Source organism: Catenuloplanes indicus, assembly GCF_030813715.1.
Lineage (GTDB): Bacteria > Actinomycetota > Actinomycetes > Mycobacteriales > Micromonosporaceae > Catenuloplanes > Catenuloplanes indicus.
On sequence record NZ_JAUSUZ010000001.1, the window covers coordinates 1302320 to 1323455 of the forward strand.

Consider the following 21136-nt stretch of genomic DNA (forward strand, 5'->3'; position numbering starts at 1 on the left):
GGAGATCAGCCATGCCCTCGGTGCTCATGGTCGTCACGGCCGCCGACACGCTCACGCTCGCGGACGGCACCGCCCACCGGACCGGCTTCTGGGCCGAGGAGGTTGCCGCGTCGCACCGCATCCTGCGGGACGGTGGCGTCGACGTGCGGATCGCCACGCCCGGCGGCCGGCCCGCGCCGGTCGACCCGGTCAGCCTGGACTCCCGCGGCGGCGTCGGCGAGGCCGAGGCCGCGGAGTTCCGCGCCTACCTGGACTCGATCGCGGACGAGCTGGGCGCCCCGCTGGCGCTGGCCGACGCGTCGGCCGGCGACTACGACGCGATCTACCTCCCCGGCGGCCACGGCCCGATGACCGACCTCGCCACCGACCCGGACCTGGCCCGGCTGCTCGCCGAGGCCGACGCGCGCAAGCTGACGATCGCGGCGCTCTGCCACGGCCCGGCCGGCCTGGTCTCCGCGACCGGCCCGGACGGCGGGTTCCTGTTCGCCGGCCGTCGCCTCACCGTCTTCACCGACGAGGAGGAGCGCCAGGGCGGCACCGGCGAGGGCACGCCGTGGTGGGTCGAGTCCCGCCTGCGCGACCTCGGCGCGGTCATCGCGGCCGGACCGGCCTGGAGCAGCACCGTCGTCACCGACGGCAACCTGATCACCGGCCAGAACCCGCAGTCCAGCGCGGACACCGCCCGCACGGTCCTGGCCGCCCTGACCAAGGGCGAATAACCGCCGCTCCCGCCGGATGCGGGCCGCGGCCGGGGGCACGAGTGCCGCTGTCCCCGGCGGGCGCGCGGCCGGTTCTGACCTTGCTTGCGGCCACGGATATGCCGTCCCGTGCGATTCGGCGGGCAGGGAGCAGACGCGGTGGGATACTTCGCAAACTCAGGTCAGAGTCCGTGGTCAACTCAAGCCAAGTGACAGTGCGACCGGTGCCCGCGGGAGCGTGCGGCACCCGGCCCGCCGGAAGCGGGAAGAAGGCTCTTCCGCCTCCGGCGGGTTTTCGGCCGTCAGGCCTTGGACAGGGCGTCGAAGTCCTCGTCGGAAAGCGTGATCTGGGCGGCGGCCACGTTCTGCTCCAGGTGGCCGACCGAGGACGTGCCCGGGATCGGCAGCATCACCGGGGAGCGGCGCAGCAGCCAGGCCAGCGCGAGCTGCGACGGGGTGACGCCGAGGCGCTTGGACGGCTCGTCCAGCGGTCCGCCGGGCTGGGCGAGCCGGCCGGTGGCCAGCGGATGCCACGGGATGAACGCGATGTCGTTGGCCTCCGCGTACTCGAGCACGTCCTCGGACGCGCGGTCGGCCACGTTGTAGCGGTTCTGTACCGCGACGATCGAGGTGATCGCGCGCGCGGCCTCGAGCTGCGCGACGGACACCTCGGACAGGCCGATGTGCTGGACCTTGCCCTCCTTGCGGAGCGCGTCCAGCTCGCCGACCTGGTCCTCCAGCGGCACGGCCGGGTCGACGCGGTGCAGCTGCAGCAGCGGGATGCGCTCCAGGCCGAGGTGGCGCAGGTTGAGCTCGGTCTGCTGGCGCAGGTACTCCGGGCGGCCGAGCGGGGTCCAGATGTTCGGGCCCTGGCGGGTGTGGCCGACCTTGGTCGCGATGACCAGGTCCTTGCGGTACGGGTGCAGCGCCTTCCGGAGCAGCAGATCCGCGGTGTACGGCCCGTACGCGTCGGCGGTGTCGATCAGCGTGATGCCCAGGTCGGCGGTGCGGCGCAGCACGCGAAGCGCCTCGTCCGGGTCGGCCGGGTCGCCCCAGACGCCGGGGCCGGTGAGCTGCATCGTTCCGTAGCCGAGCCGGACGACCGGCAGGTCGCCGCCGATCGCGTAGGTGCCGGACGGCTTCGCGGAGAGCAGGGTCTCGGACATGCGGCCTCTTTCGTCAGTAGGTGTCGGGATCAACCATCGGTCTCCCGGCAGGCCTTCCCGCGGAAGGGTGTGCGAAAACTCATCCCATGTTTCCGGCGTGTATGGGTAGCGTGTCCGGGTGCTCGGACCCTACAGAGACCTCCTGCGCGACCCGCGCGTCCTGACCCCGTTCGTCCTCGCCACGGTGGCCCGGCTCCCGTTCGCCATGGTGCCGCTCGGGATCGTGGTGCTGATCGAGGAGATCCGCGGTCAGTACGCCAGCGCCGGCCTGGTCACCGGCGCGTTCGCGCTGGCGACGGCCGCGGGTACGCCGCTGTGGGCGATGCTGCTGGACCGGGCCGGCCAGCCCCGCGTGGTCGCGCCGACCGCGCTGGCCTCGTCCGTGTTCCTGGTGCTGCTCACGCTGCTGGCGGTGAACGGCGCGCCGGACGCGGTGCTGGTCGGCATGGCCGCGCTGGTCGGCCTGACGTTCCCGCCGATGAACCCGGCGATGCGGGTGGCCTGGTCGGCCGTGGTCCCGGACCGGGCGCGACGCGAGTCGGCCTGGGCGATGGACGCCGCGGCGGTCGAAACGATCTTCGTGGCCGGGCCGCTCGCGCTGACCGCGCTGCTGACCGGCCCGCCCGCGCTCCCGCTGCTGGTCACGGCCGCCCTGATGGCGCTCGGCGCGATCGGCTACACGCGCACCTACGCGGCCCGCACGTGGCGGGGCACGCCGGTGGGCACGACCACGCGCGGCCGGTCGCCCCTGCGCTCCCCCGGCGTGGTGCTGGCCGTGGTGACCGGCGCCGGCGTGTCGATCGGGTTCGGGCACTTCGACGTGGGCCTGACCGCGACCGCGGAACGGATCTTCGAGTCGACCGGCATGCTCGGCGTGCTGTTCGCGTTCGTCGCCGGTGGCAGCGCGGCCGGTGGCCTGGTCTACGGCGCGCGCACCTGGGCCGGTGAGGCACGCCGCCGGCTGCCGCTGACCATCGCTGCGTACGGTGCCGGAACCGGCCTGATCGCACTGCTGATCGCGGCGGCCGGGCAGCCGCCGCTGCTGGTGCTGCTGCCGCTGCTCACGCTGACCGGGCTGACCATCGCGCCGAGCCTGATCATCCAGCAGGCGCTGGTCGACTCGAACACGCCGGAGGACCGGCGCAGCGAGGCGCAGGGCTGGCTGTCCACCGGCATCACGGCCGGCAACGCGGTCGGCATGGCGATCGCCGGGCCGCTGATCGACGGCAACGGGCCGGCGGCCGCGTTCGCCGGCGGCTCGGTGGCGCTGCTGCTGGCCGCGCTGATCGCGGTGTCCGGGCAGCGCTGGTGGCGGCGGGCGCCGGTGGCGGTGCCGCACGCGGGCTGAGGGACGCGTCCCGCGCCGGACCCCGGCGCGGGACGACGGCGGGTCAGCTGATCTCTTCGACCTTGATGCTCGGGCCGTTCGGCAGGATCGTCACGGTGTCGTAGCCGGTGTCGGTCCGCTCCTCGTAGACGACCTCGACCTCGGTGACCACCTGGGCGACCGGGCCGGACGGCGGCGTGATCGTCAGATCGAGCAGCAGGTCACGCGGGTTGATGCCCTGCGGGTTCGCCCTGCTGAGCGTGACCTTGAAGCCGGGCGTCGGCATCTGCAGCCGCCCGGTGACGGTCAGCGTGAACGGCCCGGGCGGCTGGCGGTTGAAGAACGCCGTCCACTCGCCCTCGGCCGGGCCGGTGCCTGCGACCACGTCGATGCGCTCCCGCTTCGTGGCGCCGACCACCTCGACGCCCTTCGTCCCGAGCGTACCGGTCACGTTGAGCGACGCCTCGTACGGCGCCTCGACCGGCAGGCCGACCCCGGAGAGCGTGCCGACGACCTCGACCGCCCAGTACTCCGGCTGGCGCACGTAGACAAGCGGCACCAGGTCGACCTTCATGTTCGACCACGGCTTCACGCCCTTGACCCGCAGGATGAACTGTGGCGGGTTCGTCTTGAGCATGACGACGGACGCGTCGTCGAAGTCGATCAGCCGGCTGGTGCGCGGCACCGGCGCGTCCAGGAACTCCCGCAGCTGGGCCTCGTCCGGGCCCTCGTAGGTTTCGGTGGTCATGAGCGCTCCTCTCTTTTCAAGGAGGAGCCGCCGGGCGCACGGATCGATACTGTCGGGTTCTGTCGGCAGGGCATGCGTGACGACATGACGACACGACGGCGTGGCGGGACGTGGAGCGGGCGCAGGGTTCGCGGCGCGTCGAACGCGAATACGATCTCATTTCTTCGCGATTCCCGGAGCCGTGGAAATTGCACGCGGAGAATGAACGTGAATCACCGCGTACGGCGGATATCCGTCACGCCCAGGTAGCGACGAACATAGATATCATCAGTCGGCGGGGATGGCCACCCCGCGGTCCGTGACCCACACAGCCGTGCGGTCACACCCACGCCGTACGCGGAAAGATCCGCTTTATTCGGTTTTGGGGGTTGTCATGGATCGTGCAACCACCGCCCGCCCGCTCAGGCGGCCCGCCACACCGCCGGCCATGAAGATCACCTGGTCGGGGGTGATCACTCCGCACGCGCGGGTGATCTTCGCGGAGTCTGCGCCGAATGTCCGTAGGCGCACGCCGACAGCCTATACGGTGCTGGTGATGACATTGATACGCGCCATCCGGCACGCCGTATCGCCCGGCCGCTTCCATATAGGACAGTGACATCATGGGTCGATCGCCGCTCACCGCCCTGGTTCCACTGCTCGTCCTGACCACCACCGCCTGCGGGGTGATGGACCGGGACACCGCCACCGCACTGCCCGCCGGCACCGTGCACGTGCTCCACTCCGCCACGCCCGCGCCGCTGCCCGGCAGCCGGGAAACCGGCGCGGCCGGCCTGGTCGGCGGCCACGCGCTGCTGCACGTGCAGGAGACCGGCGTGGTGACGCGCCTGGACGACCGCACCGCGGCCCGCTGGGGCCTGCCCGAGCCGGTACGCGCGGACGACGGCGACGAACTGGTCTGGGCGTCGCTGTCCCTCGGCGGCCGCTCCTGGCGCAACAGCGACCGGGACGTGGAATGGGCCCGGATCGCGGTGCTGGCCGGCGGCGTGCGAACCACCATCACCGTGCCGCTGACCGCCTCCGCCGACTCGGCCACGTACGCGGACGCGGTCCTGGTCAGCGTGCCCGCCGGCGAGCCGGTGCTGCTCCAGCTGACCGACGACGGCGTCACCCAGAGCGTCGACGTGCGCGCCGGCCGCCGCGTCGACGACGCCCGCGGCCGCTACCCGCGCCCGGTCCAGCAGGGCGGTTTCCGCTACGCCGGCAACGGCACGATCGGCGGTGCCCCGGTCCGCTTCCAGGCCTTCGCGGACGGATTCTCGCTGGAACCGTGGGCCCCCGGCCTCGGCTGGGCCCGCGACGGCCACGCCTGGCTCGCCGTCACCCGCTTCCGGATGTCCGGCGGCACCCCGGCGGCCGAACTGACGCTCGACCCGGCGCTCGCGGTATCCGTCCTCACCCCGGACGGCACCACCCGCCCGGCCGACACCGACCGCGTCCCGGTCTCGCCGAGCAGCGGCATCACGCCGCACGGCCTCTACATCGAGGTCCCGGCCACGTTCCGGTACGGCGTGCTGCGCCTCTCCCCCGCCACCCTGAAACACGGCCTGACCCCGGTGACGTGGCAGAGGGAACCCGCCCCGGCAGACTTCCCGATCGGCCTGACCTGACCCAAGGCGCGCAGCTGGCGCTAAAGCGGGCGGTAGTGGAGCCGATGAGGGAAGTGTGGGGGCTGCCCGGGCGGAGGGGCGGGGCGCGCGTGACTGGGGGTCGGCGGTCACGAACGCCTCGATCGTGCTGCTGGGGGCCTACCTGGTCTGGTATGCGGCGGGGTGGGGTGCCCCCTGGACGCGGACCCTGATCACCGACCTCGTCTACGTGCCGCTGTCGCTGGGGTTCACGGCGCTGGCGGTGCGGGCCGCGTGCTACCGGAGGCTGGACCGGGCGGTGCGGCGTGCCTGGTGGGTCATCTCCGCGGGGTACGCGTGCCAGCTCGTCGCGCACACGCTCTGGCTGGTCGAGGAGACGGTGCTGTACCGGGACGTCTACCCGGCCTGGGCCGACTACTGGTTCCTCGCGTTCGTACCCGTGATGTTCGCCGGGTTGATGCTGTTGCCGGGCGCGAACCGGCGGCAGCGCGACCGGGTCCGGCTGGCCGTGGACGTGCTCACGGTCGGCGCGAGCGCGTTCATGGTCTTCTGGTACCTGGTGCTCGGGCCGCTCTTCGCGCGGCAGGGGTCGGACCTGACCACGAAGGTCCTCACGGTGGCGCTGCCGGTCGGCGACCTGGTGCTGGTGCTGGCGGTGAGCACGGTGGTGCTGCGCCGGACCACGCGCGCGGTGCAGGGACCGGCCTCGGTGCTGGCGGCGGCGATCGGCGCGTTCGTGGTCGCGGACGTCAGCTACGTCTACATCCAGCTGCACAACGGCTTCACCGGCGGGGCGTGGCCGGACATGTTCTGGCTGGTCGGGTGCCTGCTGCTGACGCTGGCCGCGGACCGGCAGTACCGGTGGGCGGAGCACCGCGAGATCCGCGTCGAACGCCGGGTGGCCGGTGCGGCGTGGCTGCCGTACGGTGCGATCGTCATCGCGTACGGGCTGCTCGGCGTGGTCGCGGGCGCGGAGGGCGCGTACCCGTTCGGCGGCATGGTGGTCGGCTCGATCGCGCTGACCGGGCTGGTGCTGCTGCGGCAGGTCTACGCGCTGAAGGCGAACGAAGAGGCGGCGGTCACCGACCCGCTCACCGGGCTGGCCAACCGCGCGCTGGTCAACGAGCGGCTGGCCGCGGTCACGTCGCAGCCGATCCGCGCGCACAAGCGGACCGCGGTGCTGCTCATCGACCTGGACCGGTTCAAGCCGATCAACGACGCGTACGGGCACGAGGCCGGTGACGCGATCCTGGTCGCGGTCGGCACCGCGCTGCTGTCCAGCGTGCGCCGCAAGGACACGGTCGGCCGGCTCGGCGGGGACGAGTTCGCGGTCATCCTCGAGGACCTGCCGGACCAGGCCGCGGCCGAGGCCACCGCGCAGCGCATCCTGGACGCGCTCAAGCTGCCGGTGGTCTTCGGCGACCAGCTGCTCAGCGTGGACGCCAGCGTCGGCGTCGCGTTCCGCAACACCACGAAGGTGGACGGCGACGGGTTGCTGCACCAGGCCGACGTGGCGATGTACACCGCGAAGCGGGCCGGGCGCGGCCGGTACGCGGTCTACGCGCCGGAGCTGGACGGCAGCGCGCGCGACGCCGGCCTGCGCCGCGCGATCGAGACCGGCCGGATGGTCCTGCACTACCAGCCGGAGTACGCGCTCGCGGACGGCCGGATGACCGCGATCGAGGCGCTGGTCCGCTGGGACCACCCGACGCACGGGCTGCTGATGCCAGAGGACTTCATCGACCTCGCGGACGAGACCGGCGCGATTACCCAGCTCGGCGACTGGGTGCTGCGCACCGCGTGCCGGGACGCGCTGCACTTCCCGTGCCGGGTCGCGGTCAACGTTTCCGCACGCCAGCTCGCCCAGCCGAACCTGGTCACGTCCGTCGCCCGGGTGCTCAACGAGACCGGACTGCCCGGCTCCCGCCTCACGCTGGAACTCGCCGAGGCCGCGCTGCTGCCCACCGACCAGCACCTGCGCGCCCGGCTCGAGGGCCTGCGCGCGCTCGGCATCACGCTCGTGGTGGACGACTTCGGCGTCGGGCACGCCGCGCTGAACGTGCTGCGCCGCATGCCGGTCAGCTCGGTCAAGCTGCACGGCTCGCTGACCGTCGGCGTGCACACCGACCCGGTCACGCACGACCTGGCCGCCGCGTTGGTCGCCGCCGGGCACGCGATCGGCCTGACCGTGGTCGCGGAGGCGGCCGAGCACGAGGAGCAGCTGTCCACGCTGCGCAAGATGGGGTGCGACCGGGCGCAGGGCTTCGCGCTGTGCCCGCCGCTGGCCCACGACCAGCTCACGGAGAGACTCGCGGCAACCGCGAAAACCTAGAACCGGACCGAGTTCCCGGTCAGCGTCACATCACCGTCCGCCGCTCCCGCCGGAGACCGGTCGTCGCCGGCGCTCCTCCCTGCCATTTCCGGCGTGCCAGGGCAAGAACCACGGTGGCGCGGCCGTCGCCGCGGCTGTTCGCCGGGCAGTACCCGGCGGTGGCCGAGCAGGCCGGGCCGGCTCGCGGTCGCCAGCCCGGCGTTCGCGGCGTGCTGGGTCACGGTGACCGGCCAGGCACTGAGCACGGCGGACACGATCGGGCAGCGGCCGGTGACCTACACCCCACCGTCCGGTTCCCGCCGGCGGAGACGTTGGCGCTGCTCGGCCCAGGTGGCCGGCGAGGCCCGGGCGGGGGCGCAGGGCCCGCGCCGACCGGTTCGCGGGGCCGACGGGCACCCGAACCGCGCGTGTGGCGACTACGCTGCCCGACATGCCGCTGCCCGCCGACATGCAGGCCCGCCTGAGCGATCCGGATTTCTGGCGTGCCTACTTCTTCGGGGACGACGACCTCGCAGACGACGAGGATGGCGGCGATTCCGGGGGCGGCGCCGAGCTGACGGCCGAGGACGGCGACGACGTGATGGCGGTCGAGTTCCCGGTCGGCGGCGGCTACGCGCTGGTGCTCGACGTCGACGTCGAGCTACGCATGATCACCGTGGAGATGCGGTCGCCGGCGCACCCGGACACGCTGCAGCTCGGCTGGGACGACGACGCACACTGGCACCCGCACGTCCTCCGCTGGGACGAGCTGGACCTGATCGCCCGCGCCGCCGCCGTCCACGACCCTACGCTGCGCCACCCCGGCCCGGTCGTCGCGCTCGCCTCCCGCTTCGTCGTGCTCGCCCCGGCGGAACCTCCGACCGGCGAACGCACCCGGGCGGAACCCGAGACCGCCGCACGCGCCGCAGACGGGCCTCCGAGCGGCGCGGGCGGTGACGAGCTTGATGCGATCACGCCGCTGCTGGACGCCGCGTTCGGGCCTCCGCCGCCGGGCGCGGATTACTGGCCGTCCGCCCGCGGCCTCGTGCACCGCATCGACGCCCGCCACGACGGCGTGCGCTGGCGACGGACCGGCACCGGTGACTGGACGGTCGAGCAGGGCGAGGGCGACGGTGTCGACTTCGCGCTCTACAGCACGCGCGGCCCCGGCGGGGACTTCCCGTTCGCGGACTGGCGGGCGCTGCTGGCCGCGGCCGAGGCGACCCTGGCCACCACCGCGCTCCCGGAGCCCGCGTCACCGGCCGAGGAGGCCTGGGTCGAGGAGACCCGCACCGGCACGCCGCGGGGCACGCTGATCGCGGTCCGGTTCGGCCCGAGCCCGCTGCGCGGCACCCACCGGTACGCGCTTCGGCTCTCGCTGCACGTGCGGGGCCGCCGGTACTCGGCCACCGTGGCGTTCGCCGAGGATCTGGACCGCACGCTACGGGAGGCCGGCCGCGGGCAGGCGCACATCACCGGGTCGTCGTCGCAACCCGGTGCCGGCACGATCACGGAGGAGTTCGACATCGAGGTAGCCGACGACCTGCCGGCCGGGATCGCGCTGATCCGGGCCGTGATGGCCCGCCACGACGTCGCGCCGGAGACGCGGCTCACCCGCGGCTACCAGCCGCTCGACTGACCCCACACTCGCTTCTCCTGAAAACCATTGTCATTATTATGGGATGACGACGATGGACGTGGCGGTCGAGGCGGGCACGGCCGGGGCGTCGGAGCTGGTGGTGTCCGTGCGCGTGCGGCTCGGCGACCAGGGCCTGACGCCGGAGGCCGAACGCGTGATCCAGTTCCTGCGGCGGATCGCGGCGCACGACGTACCCGATGGGGATGACGGTGTTCTGATTCTCGACCCGATGGCGCGGCTGGCGATGCGGGACGGGCGGGAGCTGCCACTGACCCGGCTGGAGTTCGAGCTGCTGCACTTCCTGGCCCGCCACCCGAAGCGGGCGTTCAGCCGGCGCGAGCTGCTGGACCACGTCTGGCCGGGCGAGCAGATCGGCGGCCGGACCGTGGACGTGCACGTGCGCCGGCTCCGCCTGAAGGCAGGCAACGCGCCACTGGTCTCGACGCTGCGCGGCTTCGGCTACCGCCTCCACCCGGCCGCCCGGGTCACGCTGGCCTGACCCGGCGGCCGGGGCACGTCGGCCGGCGGCGGCGATGCCCTTGCCCAGGCATTTCCGGTCGACGATCTCGTTGTACGACAGGTCGCGGACGGGGAGCTGTCGCCCGCGCCGTCCGGTGCCGCGTGACCCGGCCGGTGCGGGGCAGACGTGGTCGAGCCGACGCCCCCCGCCCGCCGCCCGGCCGGTCCCGGGCCGGACACCGCGCGACCGTCTCGCCGCGTGCCTGGTCGACTGCACCGGCGCCGTTCGGCACCTGGCGTTCCGGCCAGTGCCGCGGATGAGCGTCCGGCGCCGGACCCGCTCCGCGCGCTCGCCGGTCTCACGGCCGCGGTCATCGGCGAGGCGGGTACGTCTGTGCTGCAGTGCTCGGCCCCGCTCGGCCCGGACGCCGCCGCTCTCAGTTCGGTCGACACCGTCCGCCGCGACCCGCCCTCCTGGGTCAGCCACGTCTGAACAAGGACGGGACGACGGCGCCACAGTCAGACCGCCGCCACGTACGGGGTCTTCGCGAGGAACTCGTCGACGATCTCTCCGTACAGTGCGCCCCCACCAGGGAGGCGACTCAGCAGTCCGTGCGCATGCGCCGACCCGAGCCGGATCTGCAGATCATGATTTCCGGGAACGCTAATGCTCGCGATGTTGCGGAGAATCGCGCCCGCGATCGCTTCCTGGATAACCGGGCTGTCCTCGTAGATCGGGTCCAGGTAAATGGCGAAGCGTGGCTCAACATTGTAGTCCGACGCACGCGACTCAAGCTTCTCGTACGATGCCTCAATCGCCCGGTAGAAGCGGTCACCATGAACGGATATGACGCGCACACCCCTGAGCTTCAGCACCGCGAGTATTCCGGCGAAAAAATCATCCAAGGACAAATGTCTTCGCGCCGACACGTTCACCGAACTCATGCATCCTCCCAGCTCAACGGCATACATTCGACAGTGCATCATTAGCCCTCGAACGCCGGGATTTCAAGACCCCCGTTCAGCCCTCAGATCAACATGACTACCGGAATCAGGTCCGCCGAGTAGGCACTGTCGCAGAGCGCACCAATGCTTGTAGCCTCTGGCACATGACGGGCGATCAATTGGACCGCTACCGCGCCGAGCTGGAGGATTGGGCCAACCGGGAGCTGGAACCCTATATCAACCGGCTCCGGAGACAAGCATGGCCCTATGCGAGCCCGAAGGAATTCAACGACCCGGTGTGGGGCACCCTGCAGTTGCGCCCGGACGAGGTCGTGATCCTCGACTCGCCGCTGATGCAGCGACTACGCCGCATCCGGCTGATCGGCGTGGCACACCTGACCTACCCGTCCGCCACCCACACTCGCCTGGAGCACAGTCTCGGCACGCTTCACCAGGTGCAGGAGCTGATCACCAGCGTGAACGAGCACCATCCCGACCTGGACGACCCGGAGGCCGAGGATCCCGCACCGATCCTGAGCCGCCGCCGGCAGCGGATTGTCCGGCTCGCCGCGCTCTGCCACGACATCGGACAATCCGCTATGTCGCACGTGACCAACGAGTGCATCGAGGATGTCTCACCGGCCAGCGATGTCCGGCTGGAATTCCAGCGCACGCACAAGCGTCCGGACCTTCAGCCGCTGGCCGAGATCGCCAGCTACTACATCCTCGGCTCGCCCGCGTTCGCGCAGTTGCTGGAGCAGGTGACGCGCCTGTGCAGGCTGGAGACCATGGACGACCTGCAGGACAAACTGCAGCGGGCCGTGATCGGCGAGAGCATCGACACCGAGGTGCTGCTCCTGCACGAGCTGGTGACCGGGCCTTTCGACGCGGACCGGCTCGACTATCTGACCAGGAACGCGGTGATGTGTGGCGTGCCGATCGTCGCCGATGTTCCGCGCCTCATTCAGAAGGTCCGCGCGGTGCGTGTCGACAAGCAGGGCTTGCCGCGCAATCTGCAGGGGATCGCGGGCGGCCATCGCAATCACTTCTACATCACCGGCATCGCGCACAGCGGGTCCCGGTCGCTGGAGGAGGTGGCGCTCGCGGAGACCCTCATGTTCGACAAGGTGCTCCGCCAGCACAAGGTTCGGGCGGCCGAGGTGATGGTGCACATCATCGTCGGGAAGCTCCGGATCCTCCTCGACGAGACGTCCGCGATGCTGCCCATGACGATCTACGACGACCAGATCATCGGCCTCACCGAGGCTTCTCTGTCGATGCTGACCGGCACCCCGTACAACCATTTGACGGGTACGCGGAAGCGAGCCGCGCGGGTCGCCGTCTACGTCGCGCAGCGGCTACGCGAGCGCAGACTGTTCTTGCGGGGTGCGGCCTTCTCCGGTGCCATGCCGGGCGACGTCTATCACCGCGATGCCGAGCAGCGCGAAGGGCTCGATCGATTCATCGATGACTGCCGGGAACGCCGAACGCGCCGGAACGTCGAGAGGAGGATCGCCCGGCTGGTCACGATGGCTGCCCGGCTCACCGATCAGGACGACGTCGCGGAGGTGGAGGGTGGCGACCTTGCGGACTTCATCCAGATCAGCCCGCCGCGCACCTCCCGCCGGGCCAGCAGCGCCACCGGGCACGCATACCTCATCGACGGTACGGCCTCCGTCATTCGTGCCGACGATGAAACACCGGACGGGCCGACGCTCGCCGAGGCGTACATCACTGCGAAGGAGATGGGCTACGTCTTCACGCTCAAGCGGCTGGCTCCGCTGGTGTACGCAGCCGTGGAGCGGCTGCTCCTGACGGACTACAAGGTCGTCCTCCCGGACAGCATGCTCAGCCACGCCAAGGTCGACCAGGTCAAGGTACTGGAGCTGAAGAGGAAGCTGGAGCGGGCCGGCTGGTACGACGGCCTGCCGTTGCACATCAGGCCGATGCCGGCGGTCCTGCAACAGGCCGACGCACTGAGCCGGGCGGACCAGATCGTGCTGCGGCTGCGCAACTACTCGGGGCCGCTCGACGACCAGTCGAACGAGCGAGGCGTTCCACGGTACGGGCCGGCAATCAGCCGGGAGCACGTGCTGCACTTCGTACGTCAGTTCCACTCGCCGGAGAGAAGCGAGGATCTCGTCGACGCCGCGCTCACCGTGTTGAACAGCGTCCTGGTCCTGGATCGCGGACACGTGCGCTCGGCTCAACGGGCGTTCCACAGTCCCAGCCATGCGGAATTCGACCAGGTGAGCTACTGCGCGCTCGGCGAGCTGAAGGACTCGTCGTCACATCTCGCCTACTACCTGCATGACGATCACCATCCAGGTCGGCGCCTGCGGTCACTGCCGGAGGCGCTCACCCGCGACGAGCCGATCGTCTTCGTCGACGACCTGGTGGGACGCGGCAGTCAGGCGATCTCGATCGTCGAGCGATGGCTCGGCATCACCCCGACGGAGCAGCTCCACGAGGAGCGGGAGCCCGGTTTGAACGAGAGGCAGAGAGCACTGTTCCGCGAGCACCGGCTGGGATTCGTGTTCGTCGCCGGCCTCGACGAAGGCGTGCGCAAACTGCGTGATCGTTTGGCAGAGCTCAAGCTGAACGCCACCATCTTCGTCCACATACCCGAGTCCAGCCTCCCCCGGCTGGATCGGGTCCTCAACGATGAGGGTGTACGGACCCGATTCGAGCGATTCTGCGCCCAGAAGGCCCAGCAGGTGCTGTACGACGAGGAGGCCGGGCACGGGGAGGCGTGGATCAACGACCGCATGCTCGGCTACGGGAACAACCGCCTCCTTCTCGCCAGCACGTACAACACCCCGTCGGCCACCCTCACCTGTCTCTGGGCCGAGAACCGCGAACGGTCACCCTGGCGGGCTCTCCTGCCCCGGCGCAAGAAGCGGTGATGCTCGCGGCGCCGCCGGGGTTTTCCCGGCCCCCCGCGCAACGTGCAGGGAGGAGCGCCGGCGACGACCGGTGCCCGCGGGAGCGTGCGGGAGGTGACCAGGCCGGGAGTGGGAAGAAAGCTGTTGGATTCAGGCTCTTGCGTCGTGTCCGGAAAGGACGGCGTCGCGTGGGCCGGACGCGACGTCCATGGGGCACGAGAGTAGCGTGCGGCGGCCGCGGGCCGGTGCCGGGGACCATCGGATGATCCGTCAGTGGACCATGATCGGTGCGGTGGCGGACTGGTCGCCGGTGGGGTCCGCGGACCGCCGGCGGCGGGGCAGGAACAGCGCGGGCACCAGCGTGAGGACGACCAGGGCGAACGCGACCCAGAACGTGCTGGCGAACGCGCCGGCGGCGAAGTCCAGGCCACGCTGGATCAGCGCGGAGTCCGCACCCGGCGCGGCCGCGGGGTTCAGTTGCGCGCCGATCGCGATCTGCGCCTCGGTGACCGTGCGGCCGTCCGGCAGCGGGACCGGCGTGGAGTCGTCGAGGTGGCTGGTCAGCAGCACCGACATGATCGCGGTGCCGATCGAGCCGCCGATCTGCTGGAGGATGTTGACCAGGGTGGAACCGCGCGCCACCTCGTGACTGTGGAGCGTCTTCAGCGCGGAGGTCATGATCGGCATCATGGTGCCGCCCATGCCCAGGCCCATCACGAACAGCGAGCCGCAGAGCAGCCAGTACGACGTGTCCGCGGCCAGCTGGGTGAACGTGAACAGGCCGAGCGCGATGAGAATCAGGGCGAACGGGACGGTGCGGCCGACCGGCACCCGGTCGGCGAGCGTGCCCGCGATCGGCATGGTCACCATCGCGCCCAGGCCCTGCGGTGCCATCAGCAGACCGGCGTGCAGCGTGGACTCGCCGCGGACCTGCAGGAAGTAGCTCGGGAAGAGCAGGCCGGCGCCCATGAACGCGACGATGAAGACGGTGATCGTGATCGAGGCGACCGCCAGGTTCCGGTTGCGGAACAGGCGCAGGTCGAGCAGCGGGTGCTCCGGCCGGAACGAGTAGAGCACGAACCCGATCACCAGCAGCGCGCCGGCGACCATCGGCGCCCACACCCGGGTCGCGGTGATCGTGCCCTCCTCGGGCAGCGACGACAGGCCGAACAGCAGCGCGGCCAGGCCGGGCGAGAGCATCAGCATGCCGAGGAAGTCGAACGACTCGGACGGCTCCGGCGCGTCCCTCGGCAGCACCAGGTAGGCGTAGACCAGCGCGATGACGCCGATCGGCAGGTTGATCAAGAAGATCCAGTGCCAGGTGGCCACGTCGATCAGCCAGCCGCCGAGGATCGGGCCCATGATCGGGCCGAGCAGCATCGGGATGCCGAGCACGGCCATCAGCCGGCCGATCCGCTCCGGGCCGGCCGCGCGCGTCATGATCGTCATGCCGAGCGGCATCAGCATGCCGCCGCCCAGGCCCTGCAGTACCCGGAACGCGATCAGCGTGGTGATCGAGCCGGCCGTCGCACAGAGCACGGAACCGACCGTGAACAGCGCGACCGCGGCCATGTAGAGCCGTTTGGTGCCGAACCGGTCCGCGGCCCAGCCGGTCAGCGGGATGACGGTGGCGAGCGCCAGCGTGTATCCCGTCATCGTCCAGGCGACGCGCGCGTACGTGGCGCCGAACTCCTCCTGGAACGTCGGCAGCGCCACGCTGACCACGGTCACGTCCAGGATCGACATGATCGCGCCGAGCACGACCACCCCGGCGACCTTGAGCACCGCGCCGTCCAGCTTCTGCGCGGTCACCGGCGCGGGCCTGCCACTCATCGCGCTCCTCCCGGGGCGGGGATCCGGCCGACCCTCATCATCGCGCAGCCCCGGCACCCACGATCGAAAACCGGGAAACGTGACGTACGCCGAAACAGGACTATTTTATTCCTCTTTTCGCTAGGGTGATCACGTGCGCTTGAACCGATCGACCGACATCGGCCTGCGGATCCTCATGCTGACCGCCGCCCGCGGCGGGCAGCAGACCATCGACGAGGCCGCCGTCGCGCTGGACGTCCCGCGCCACCACCTCGCCAAGGTGGTGCAGCGCCTGCAACGCCTCGGCCTGCTGGAGACCGTGCGCGGCCGCAACGGCGGCGTGCGGCTCACCGCCGGAGCCGCGAACACCACGATCGGCGGCATCGTCCGGTCGCTGGAGGACGAGCCCGAGGTGGTGCTCTGCGACGGCACGGCGCCGTGCCCGCTGCGCGGCGGCTGCCGCCTGCGCGGCGCGCTGGCCCGTGCGCAGGAGGCGTTCTACGCGAGTCTGGACGAGGTCACCCTCGGCTCACTGACCGGCGCACCGACCGGTCCGATCCTGCTCATGCTGGGTCGCTGACCACCTTTGGAGGAACCATGCTGTCCGAGGCGAACGCGCCCGTCATCCGGGCCACGCTGCCCGTGGTCGGCGAGCACCTGGAGGCGATCACCGGCACGTTCTACGAGACGATGCTGGGCGATCATCCGGGCCTGCTGAACACGTTCAGCCGCAGTGCGCAGGCGACCGGTGAGCAGAAGTCCGCGCTGGCCGGTGCGATCGCGGCGTACGGCGCACACCTGGCCGGGCTCGGCGGGATGCCGGACGAGGCGGTGGACACGATCGTGGAGCGGATCGCGGCCCGGCACGCCGCGCTCGGCATCCGGCCGGAGCAGTACACGCTGGTCGGCAAGTATCTGCTCGGCGCGGTCGGCACGGTGCTCGGCAGCGCGGTCACGCCCGCGGTCGCGGCCGCCTGGGACGAGGTCTACTGGCTGTTCGCGGTCCGGCTGATCGGCCGGGAGGCGCGGCTCTACCAGGGCGCCGGGGTCACCGACCGGGAGCCGTTCCAGCGGGTGACCGTGCTGGCCCGCGAGCGGGCCGCGGCGGACACGGTGTCGTTCACGCTCTCCTCGGCGGCGCCGTTCCAGGCCGGGCAGTACCTCAGCGTCGCCGCGGACCTGCCGGACGGCACCCGGCAGATCCGGCAGTATTCACTGTCCGGCACGCCCGGTGCGCCGCTGCGCATCACGGTCCGGCGGGTGCCGGGCGGCGCGGTCTCGAACTGGCTGCACTCCTCCGTGCACACCGGCGACACGCTGACCGTCAGCCCGCCGTACGGCAGTCTCACGCTGCGCCCGGGCGGGCACCCGCTGCTGCTGGTCAGCGCGGGCGTCGGGATCACCCCGATGGCGTCGATCCTGGCGCACGTGGCGGACGGGCAGCCGGGCCGCGCGGTCACGCTCGCGCACGCGGAGCGTACGCCGGACCGGCACGCGCTGCGCGACTGGGTGGACGCGCACGGCTCGCGCATCCCGGGCTTCCGGCACCTGGTCTGGTACGGCAGCGAGCACGGCGCGCTGGACCCGGCACGGCTGCCGATCGGGCCGGACACCGAGGCGTACCTGTGCGGGCCGATCCCGTTCATGCGCCTGGTCCGCACCGCGCTGCTGGCCCGCGGCGTGCCGGCCGAACGGATCCGCTACGAGGTCTTCGGCGCCGACCGGTTCACGGCCGCACCCACCCCTGCGCTTTCATGAGCGGCGAGGAGTAGACCGAGGAGACGCGGAAGCCGCCGAGCCAGTCCGTCAGGCGGGCGGCCTCCGCGCGCAACAGATCGTCCTCCACCGTGGACAGCGGCTCCACCGTGCGCACCCGCACCACGCCGGCCTCGTCCTGCACCCAGGCACCGACGACCCGGCCGTTCACCCACGCGGTGGTGCCGGCGTTGCCGCGCGTGTCGAAGATCAGCTCCTTGTGCGGGCCGAGGTAGAAGTCGCGGCCCTGCCAGCCCATCACGGTCGGGTCGAGCACCGGCAGCAGCGCGGCCCACGGGCCCGGATCGGCCACCTCGGCGACATCGTCCGGCAGGAGCCAGCCGGTGCGGCCGCCGTCCAGCGACACCTGCACCGCGCCGACACCGGCGAGCGCGGCCCGGACCGCGGACTTCGTCGCGCCGAGCCACCAGACCAGGTCGTCCTCGGTGCCGGGGCCGAACGACCACAGCCAGCGCCGGACGATCTCGCGGTAGCCCGCGGCCGGGTCTGGCCACTCGGGTGCTCCGCCGAGCCAGTCGCGCATCGGCGCCCAGCGCGGGCGGGACACGTGCCAGCCGCCGGTGTTGGTCCCGCGGACGATGTCGGCGGTCAGGCCGAGGTGGTTCAGCACGCGGGACGAGACGCCGACACCGGCGGCCTTCACGTCGATCATCGGCACGGCGAGCCGGATCTCCTGCGCGGTGCGCCCCGCGGGCGTGCCCGCGAGCGCGGCCAGCACCTCGGCCCGCGCCCGGTCCACCCAGGCGCCGCCGTCAGCCGCCAGCCCGTCGGCCACCACGTCCTTCGCCAGGCGGGCGCGCTCGGCGGTGGCGACCCGGGCGGACGCGGACGCCCACGCCGCGGGCAACAGGTCGCGCGGGAAGACGAACAGCGTGCGCCGCATCGCCAGCTGCTTGACCAGGCTGCGCTCGGTGTGCAGCGCGGCGTCCAGCTCGGCGCGCTTGAAGCCGTCGACCCGCGCCCAGCAGGACAGGTAGACCGTGGGCGGCTCGGTCGCGTGCAGCACGGTCACCGCACGGGTCGCCGCGGCCACGGTCGCGGCCCGGGCGGCGGGGGCCAGGGCATGCCGCACGGCCAGGCGGGCACGGCGTTCGCTGTCGGTCACGTGGCGCATCGCGTCATCGTGGCACAGGGGTACGACAACCTCAGCCGTTGACCAGCTTGGACAGGTTCGTGTAGCTGGTGATCAGCGCGGTGGTGTACTGCAGGATGCGGCCGGCCCACTTCGCCACCGCGGCCACGATCTGCGCCGCGATCACCGGGATGGTGACCACGAAGATCGCCTCGACCGCCCAGACGATCACGCGCGCGACCAGGTCCGCGATCAGGTCCCGGACGATCTCCCGGACGAACTGCACCAGGTTGCCCGCGGCCGTGGTGGCGGACGCCATCGCGACCGAGACGCCGCCGAGCCCGGCGATCGCGGCCACGTTGTGACCCATCAGCGACTGATACGCCTCCGCCGCGTGCCCGGCCCAGTCCGGCACGTCCCCGGCCAGGTGCGACTGGAGGTCGGCCGACATCTGGGTGAGCGCGGCGGCCATGTTGTCCCAGGTGGCCGCGTGCGCGGTGATCACGTCGGGCATGCCGGTGAGCGCGTCCAGCATCTCGCGCAGCGGCTCGAAGTACTCCATCGCCCAGCTGACGCCGCTGGCCAGCAGCGCGCTGAACGGGTCGAGCACGGTGGACACCGCGTCCAGGCCGAACGCGGCACCGGCCAGCAGGTCGTCCACCCAGCCCTCGCTGCGGATCGCCGCGTCCAGATCGGCGAAGCCCTCGACCAGCGAGATCCCGGTGTAGCCGGTGCGGCTGGACTCGACCGGGGCGACCAGCGATTCGTCGCTCATCGGGTCAGCCTTCCCTCGAGCCCGCGCATCGAGGACGCGGCGTCGGCGTCCGCGGCCTCGTACGCGTCCGCGGTCCGCCGCAGCAGGTCGGCCGCGATCCGCAGGTTCTCCTCGACGTACGCCACGATCTCGTCCTGCCGGACGTGCCGCGCCTCGAGGATGCCGGAGATCCAGCCGCAGAGCAGCCCGTACGCCGCGTCGTTCTGGGCGATGTTCGCGCTGGCGCCGTTGACCGGGCCGAAGCCCTCGCGAACCTTGTCGATGCTGCCGGCGTGCGCGCGGATCTGGTCCGCGTCCGCCACCCAGCCCTGACCGGATGCCATCCGTTACCCCCGCCAGCCGTGGCCGTCGTAGCCGGCGCCCGGGCCCCACTCGTCCGGGTCCGGCTCCGGGCGCAGCTTTCGGTCGACGCGCTCGGCGATCGCCCGTGCGGCCGCGGACCCGGTGCCGACGGTCTCCGCGATGATCTCCTGGGACCGGTCCGCGACCTGGCCCTTCGCCGTCCGGATGGTATCCATGATCGTGCGGGCCAGCACGTCCGGCGAGACCCGCTGGATGCCCCGGTGCAGCGTCAGGTCGAGCAGCGCGCCGGTGTTGTCCACCGTGACCTCGCACAGGTGGTGCTCGTCGGCGACCGTCACCCGGAGTGCGTCGAGCCGCTCGCTCATCACCCTGGTGTCCGCGGCGAGCTTGTCGATCCGCCCCTTCCAGGCACGCATCCGATCCATGGCGCCCTCGGGATCCAGAATCCCGCCCCCGCCCAGAGCTCCGGTCTCCATGCGCCTCCTCTCACCGGCCCGCGTTTCGCCGCGAACATCGTAAATGCCCGGCGCCACCGCCCCGGCGTACCGTCCGGCTGCCCGGTTTTCAGGTTCGGCACGCAAGAATAGAACAGGATTCCGGACATTTTGCACTGGCCTCGAGGCTTCGGGGGCGTCCGGCAACCCGTGCGGACGCCGAGCCGCCCTCGGCGCCCGCTCAGGCCGGTGACCGCTCAAGCTTCCGGCAGGCCGGCACGCTGGGCTCGGAGCTGGTCGGCCATCCGGCGGAAGACCGGGCCCTGGTCCGCGATCGAGGAGGCGACCGCGATCGCCGTGTCCAGCGCCTCGGCCGCCAGGTCGCGGTTGCCGTTCAGCGTGAGCAGGCGGCTGACCACCTCCAGCGCCTGTGCGTACTCACCGGCCTCGTGCACGCCGTCCCGCGAGTGCGACTCCAGGACCGACAGCGTGCGCGCCGCGTTCGCCAGCAGCTGATGCAGCGTGATCCCGAGGTCGGTGCGCGGGTCGGCGGAAAGGTGATGGGCGGCCGCCGCGAAGCTGTGCATGCCGACCCGGGCCGCCGCGTGCGCGCCGTGCGGTCCGGCGGCGTCGCGCGCGGCCGCCGACACCCGGTGCATCATCTCCGCCGCCTCCTGCTGCCGCTCGGTCATCGACAGCATCGGGAACACGCTGCCGAGCAGGTACGCCAGCCGCGCCACCACCGCGTCCCGGTCCAGCGACGGGTCCGGGTCGTCGAGCAGCGAACGGCACACGGTCCAGCAGCGCAGCACCATCTCCTGAGTGGACACCGCGTCGGCCGAACCGGACGCGGCCAACTGCGCCAGCGCGTCGGCCAGCCGCAGGCGCGCACCGGGCACATCGGCCGCGACCAGCCCGCGCGCCGCCTCCACCGCGTCCCGCGCGACCCGCACCGCCGCCGGCGACCAGGGATCACGGCGGTGCGCCAGATCGGCCCGAGCGATCATCGAATCAACATCGCCGATGTCCACCGCCCCATTCAAACAGCCACGGGCAAGGCCGTTCCGCTCGGCTCACCCGCCCCATGTCCGCCGCCACCCGGGCGAAGAGCCCTGCTGAGCAGCCATTCCCGGGTCCTACGCCGGCTCGCCGGCGCTCACCCGTACCGACCCGGGACGGCCGCGGGTACGCCGGATC

General features: G+C 71.8%; 19 protein-coding genes. 10 read left to right on the plus strand and 9 right to left on the minus strand.

Annotation, left to right across the window (positions count from 1 at the left end):
• Positions 1 to 11 precede the first annotated feature (11 nt).
• Positions 12 to 719 carry a type 1 glutamine amidotransferase domain-containing protein gene (locus J2S42_RS06195; RefSeq protein WP_307236103.1) on the plus strand — a complete coding sequence of 236 codons (708 nt, stop codon included), beginning with the start codon at positions 12 to 14 and terminating at the stop codon, positions 717 to 719.
• A 281-nt stretch (positions 720 to 1000) separates the two neighbouring features.
• On the opposite strand, the gene J2S42_RS06200 is transcribed toward J2S42_RS06195, so the two are convergent.
• Positions 1001 to 1864: an aldo/keto reductase gene (locus J2S42_RS06200; RefSeq protein WP_307236105.1), complete on the minus strand. Its 864-nt coding sequence runs from the start codon at positions 1862 to 1864 to the stop codon at positions 1001 to 1003.
• A gap of 118 nt (positions 1865 to 1982) precedes the next feature.
• Here J2S42_RS06200 and J2S42_RS06205 point away from each other — a divergent pair, with 118 nt between their 5' ends.
• Positions 1983 to 3212, plus strand: coding sequence for an MFS transporter (locus J2S42_RS06205; protein WP_307236107.1), 1230 nt, complete (start codon positions 1983 to 1985; stop codon positions 3210 to 3212).
• A gap of 43 nt (positions 3213 to 3255) precedes the next feature.
• Here J2S42_RS06205 and J2S42_RS06210 read toward each other — a convergent pair whose 3' ends face one another.
• On the minus strand, positions 3256 to 3939 hold the full coding sequence (locus J2S42_RS06210) for a hypothetical protein (RefSeq protein ID WP_307236109.1): 684 nt from the start codon (positions 3937 to 3939) through the stop codon (positions 3256 to 3258).
• Between the two features lie 427 nt (positions 3940 to 4366).
• On the opposite strand from J2S42_RS06210, the gene J2S42_RS06215 reads away from it, so the two are divergent.
• The 5 genes from J2S42_RS06215 to J2S42_RS06235 all read left to right on the plus strand — a co-directional run bounded on the left by J2S42_RS06215 (position 4367) and on the right by J2S42_RS06235 (position 9977).
• Entirely contained in the window at positions 4367 to 4537 is a 171-nt protein-coding gene (locus J2S42_RS06215; RefSeq protein WP_307236110.1) for a hypothetical protein, read from the plus strand.
• A 4-nt stretch (positions 4538 to 4541) separates the two neighbouring features.
• Entirely contained in the window at positions 4542 to 5549 is a 1008-nt protein-coding gene (locus J2S42_RS06220; protein ID WP_307236112.1) for a hypothetical protein, read from the plus strand.
• 55 nt (positions 5550 to 5604) lie between these two features.
• Entirely contained in the window at positions 5605 to 7860 is a 2256-nt protein-coding gene (locus tag J2S42_RS06225; protein WP_307236114.1) for a putative bifunctional diguanylate cyclase/phosphodiesterase, read from the plus strand.
• Positions 7861 to 8290: 430 nt separating this feature from the next.
• A complete protein-coding gene (locus J2S42_RS06230) occupies positions 8291 to 9478 on the plus strand; it encodes a hypothetical protein (RefSeq protein WP_307236116.1) in 1188 nt (395 codons plus the stop codon).
• Positions 9479 to 9521: 43 nt separating this feature from the next.
• Entirely contained in the window at positions 9522 to 9977 is a 456-nt protein-coding gene (locus tag J2S42_RS06235) for a winged helix-turn-helix domain-containing protein (protein ID WP_307236117.1), read from the plus strand.
• Positions 9978 to 10456: 479 nt separating this feature from the next.
• On the opposite strand, the gene J2S42_RS06240 is transcribed toward J2S42_RS06235, so the two are convergent.
• Complete coding sequence (locus tag J2S42_RS06240; protein WP_307236119.1) at positions 10457 to 10882, minus strand: hypothetical protein; 426 nt, start codon at positions 10880 to 10882, stop codon at positions 10457 to 10459.
• 164 nt (positions 10883 to 11046) lie between these two features.
• Between J2S42_RS06240 and J2S42_RS06245 the strand changes: the two genes are divergently transcribed.
• Positions 11047 to 13788 (plus strand): phosphoribosyltransferase-like protein, encoded by a 2742-nt coding sequence (locus J2S42_RS06245; protein WP_307236120.1) that lies wholly within the window; start codon positions 11047 to 11049, stop codon positions 13786 to 13788.
• A gap of 249 nt (positions 13789 to 14037) precedes the next feature.
• On the opposite strand, the gene J2S42_RS06250 is transcribed toward J2S42_RS06245, so the two are convergent.
• On the minus strand, positions 14038 to 15600 hold the full coding sequence (locus J2S42_RS06250) for a DHA2 family efflux MFS transporter permease subunit (RefSeq protein ID WP_307236122.1): 1563 nt from the start codon (positions 15598 to 15600) through the stop codon (positions 14038 to 14040).
• Positions 15601 to 15733: 133 nt separating this feature from the next.
• Between J2S42_RS06250 and J2S42_RS06255 the strand changes: the two genes are divergently transcribed.
• Complete coding sequence (locus tag J2S42_RS06255; RefSeq protein ID WP_307236124.1) at positions 15734 to 16159, plus strand: RrF2 family transcriptional regulator; 426 nt, start codon at positions 15734 to 15736, stop codon at positions 16157 to 16159.
• A gap of 17 nt (positions 16160 to 16176) precedes the next feature.
• Positions 16177 to 17337, plus strand: a complete 1161-nt coding sequence (locus tag J2S42_RS06260) for a globin domain-containing protein (protein WP_307236125.1) — start codon at positions 16177 to 16179, stop codon at positions 17335 to 17337.
• On the opposite strand, the gene J2S42_RS06265 is transcribed toward J2S42_RS06260, so the two are convergent.
• The 5 genes from J2S42_RS06265 to J2S42_RS06285 form a co-directional block, all read right to left on the minus strand.
• Positions 17306 to 18469: a winged helix DNA-binding domain-containing protein gene (locus J2S42_RS06265; protein WP_307236127.1), complete on the minus strand. Its 1164-nt coding sequence runs from the start codon at positions 18467 to 18469 to the stop codon at positions 17306 to 17308. The genes J2S42_RS06260 and J2S42_RS06265 overlap by 32 nt on opposite strands.
• A 31-nt stretch (positions 18470 to 18500) precedes the next feature.
• Positions 18501 to 19202, minus strand: a complete 702-nt coding sequence (locus tag J2S42_RS06270; RefSeq protein ID WP_307236129.1) for a WXG100 family type VII secretion target — start codon at positions 19200 to 19202, stop codon at positions 18501 to 18503.
• A complete protein-coding gene (locus tag J2S42_RS06275; protein WP_307236131.1) occupies positions 19199 to 19525 on the minus strand; it encodes a type VII secretion target in 327 nt (108 codons plus the stop codon). Before J2S42_RS06275 ends, J2S42_RS06270 begins: the two co-directional genes overlap by 4 nt.
• 3 nt (positions 19526 to 19528) lie before the next feature.
• Positions 19529 to 19981, minus strand: coding sequence for a YbaB/EbfC family nucleoid-associated protein (locus J2S42_RS06280; RefSeq protein ID WP_307236133.1), 453 nt, complete (start codon positions 19979 to 19981; stop codon positions 19529 to 19531).
• Positions 19982 to 20196: 215 nt separating this feature from the next.
• Positions 20197 to 20946 (minus strand): hypothetical protein, encoded by a 750-nt coding sequence (locus J2S42_RS06285; RefSeq protein WP_307236135.1) that lies wholly within the window; start codon positions 20944 to 20946, stop codon positions 20197 to 20199.
• Between the last annotated feature and the right edge of the window lie 190 nt (positions 20947 to 21136).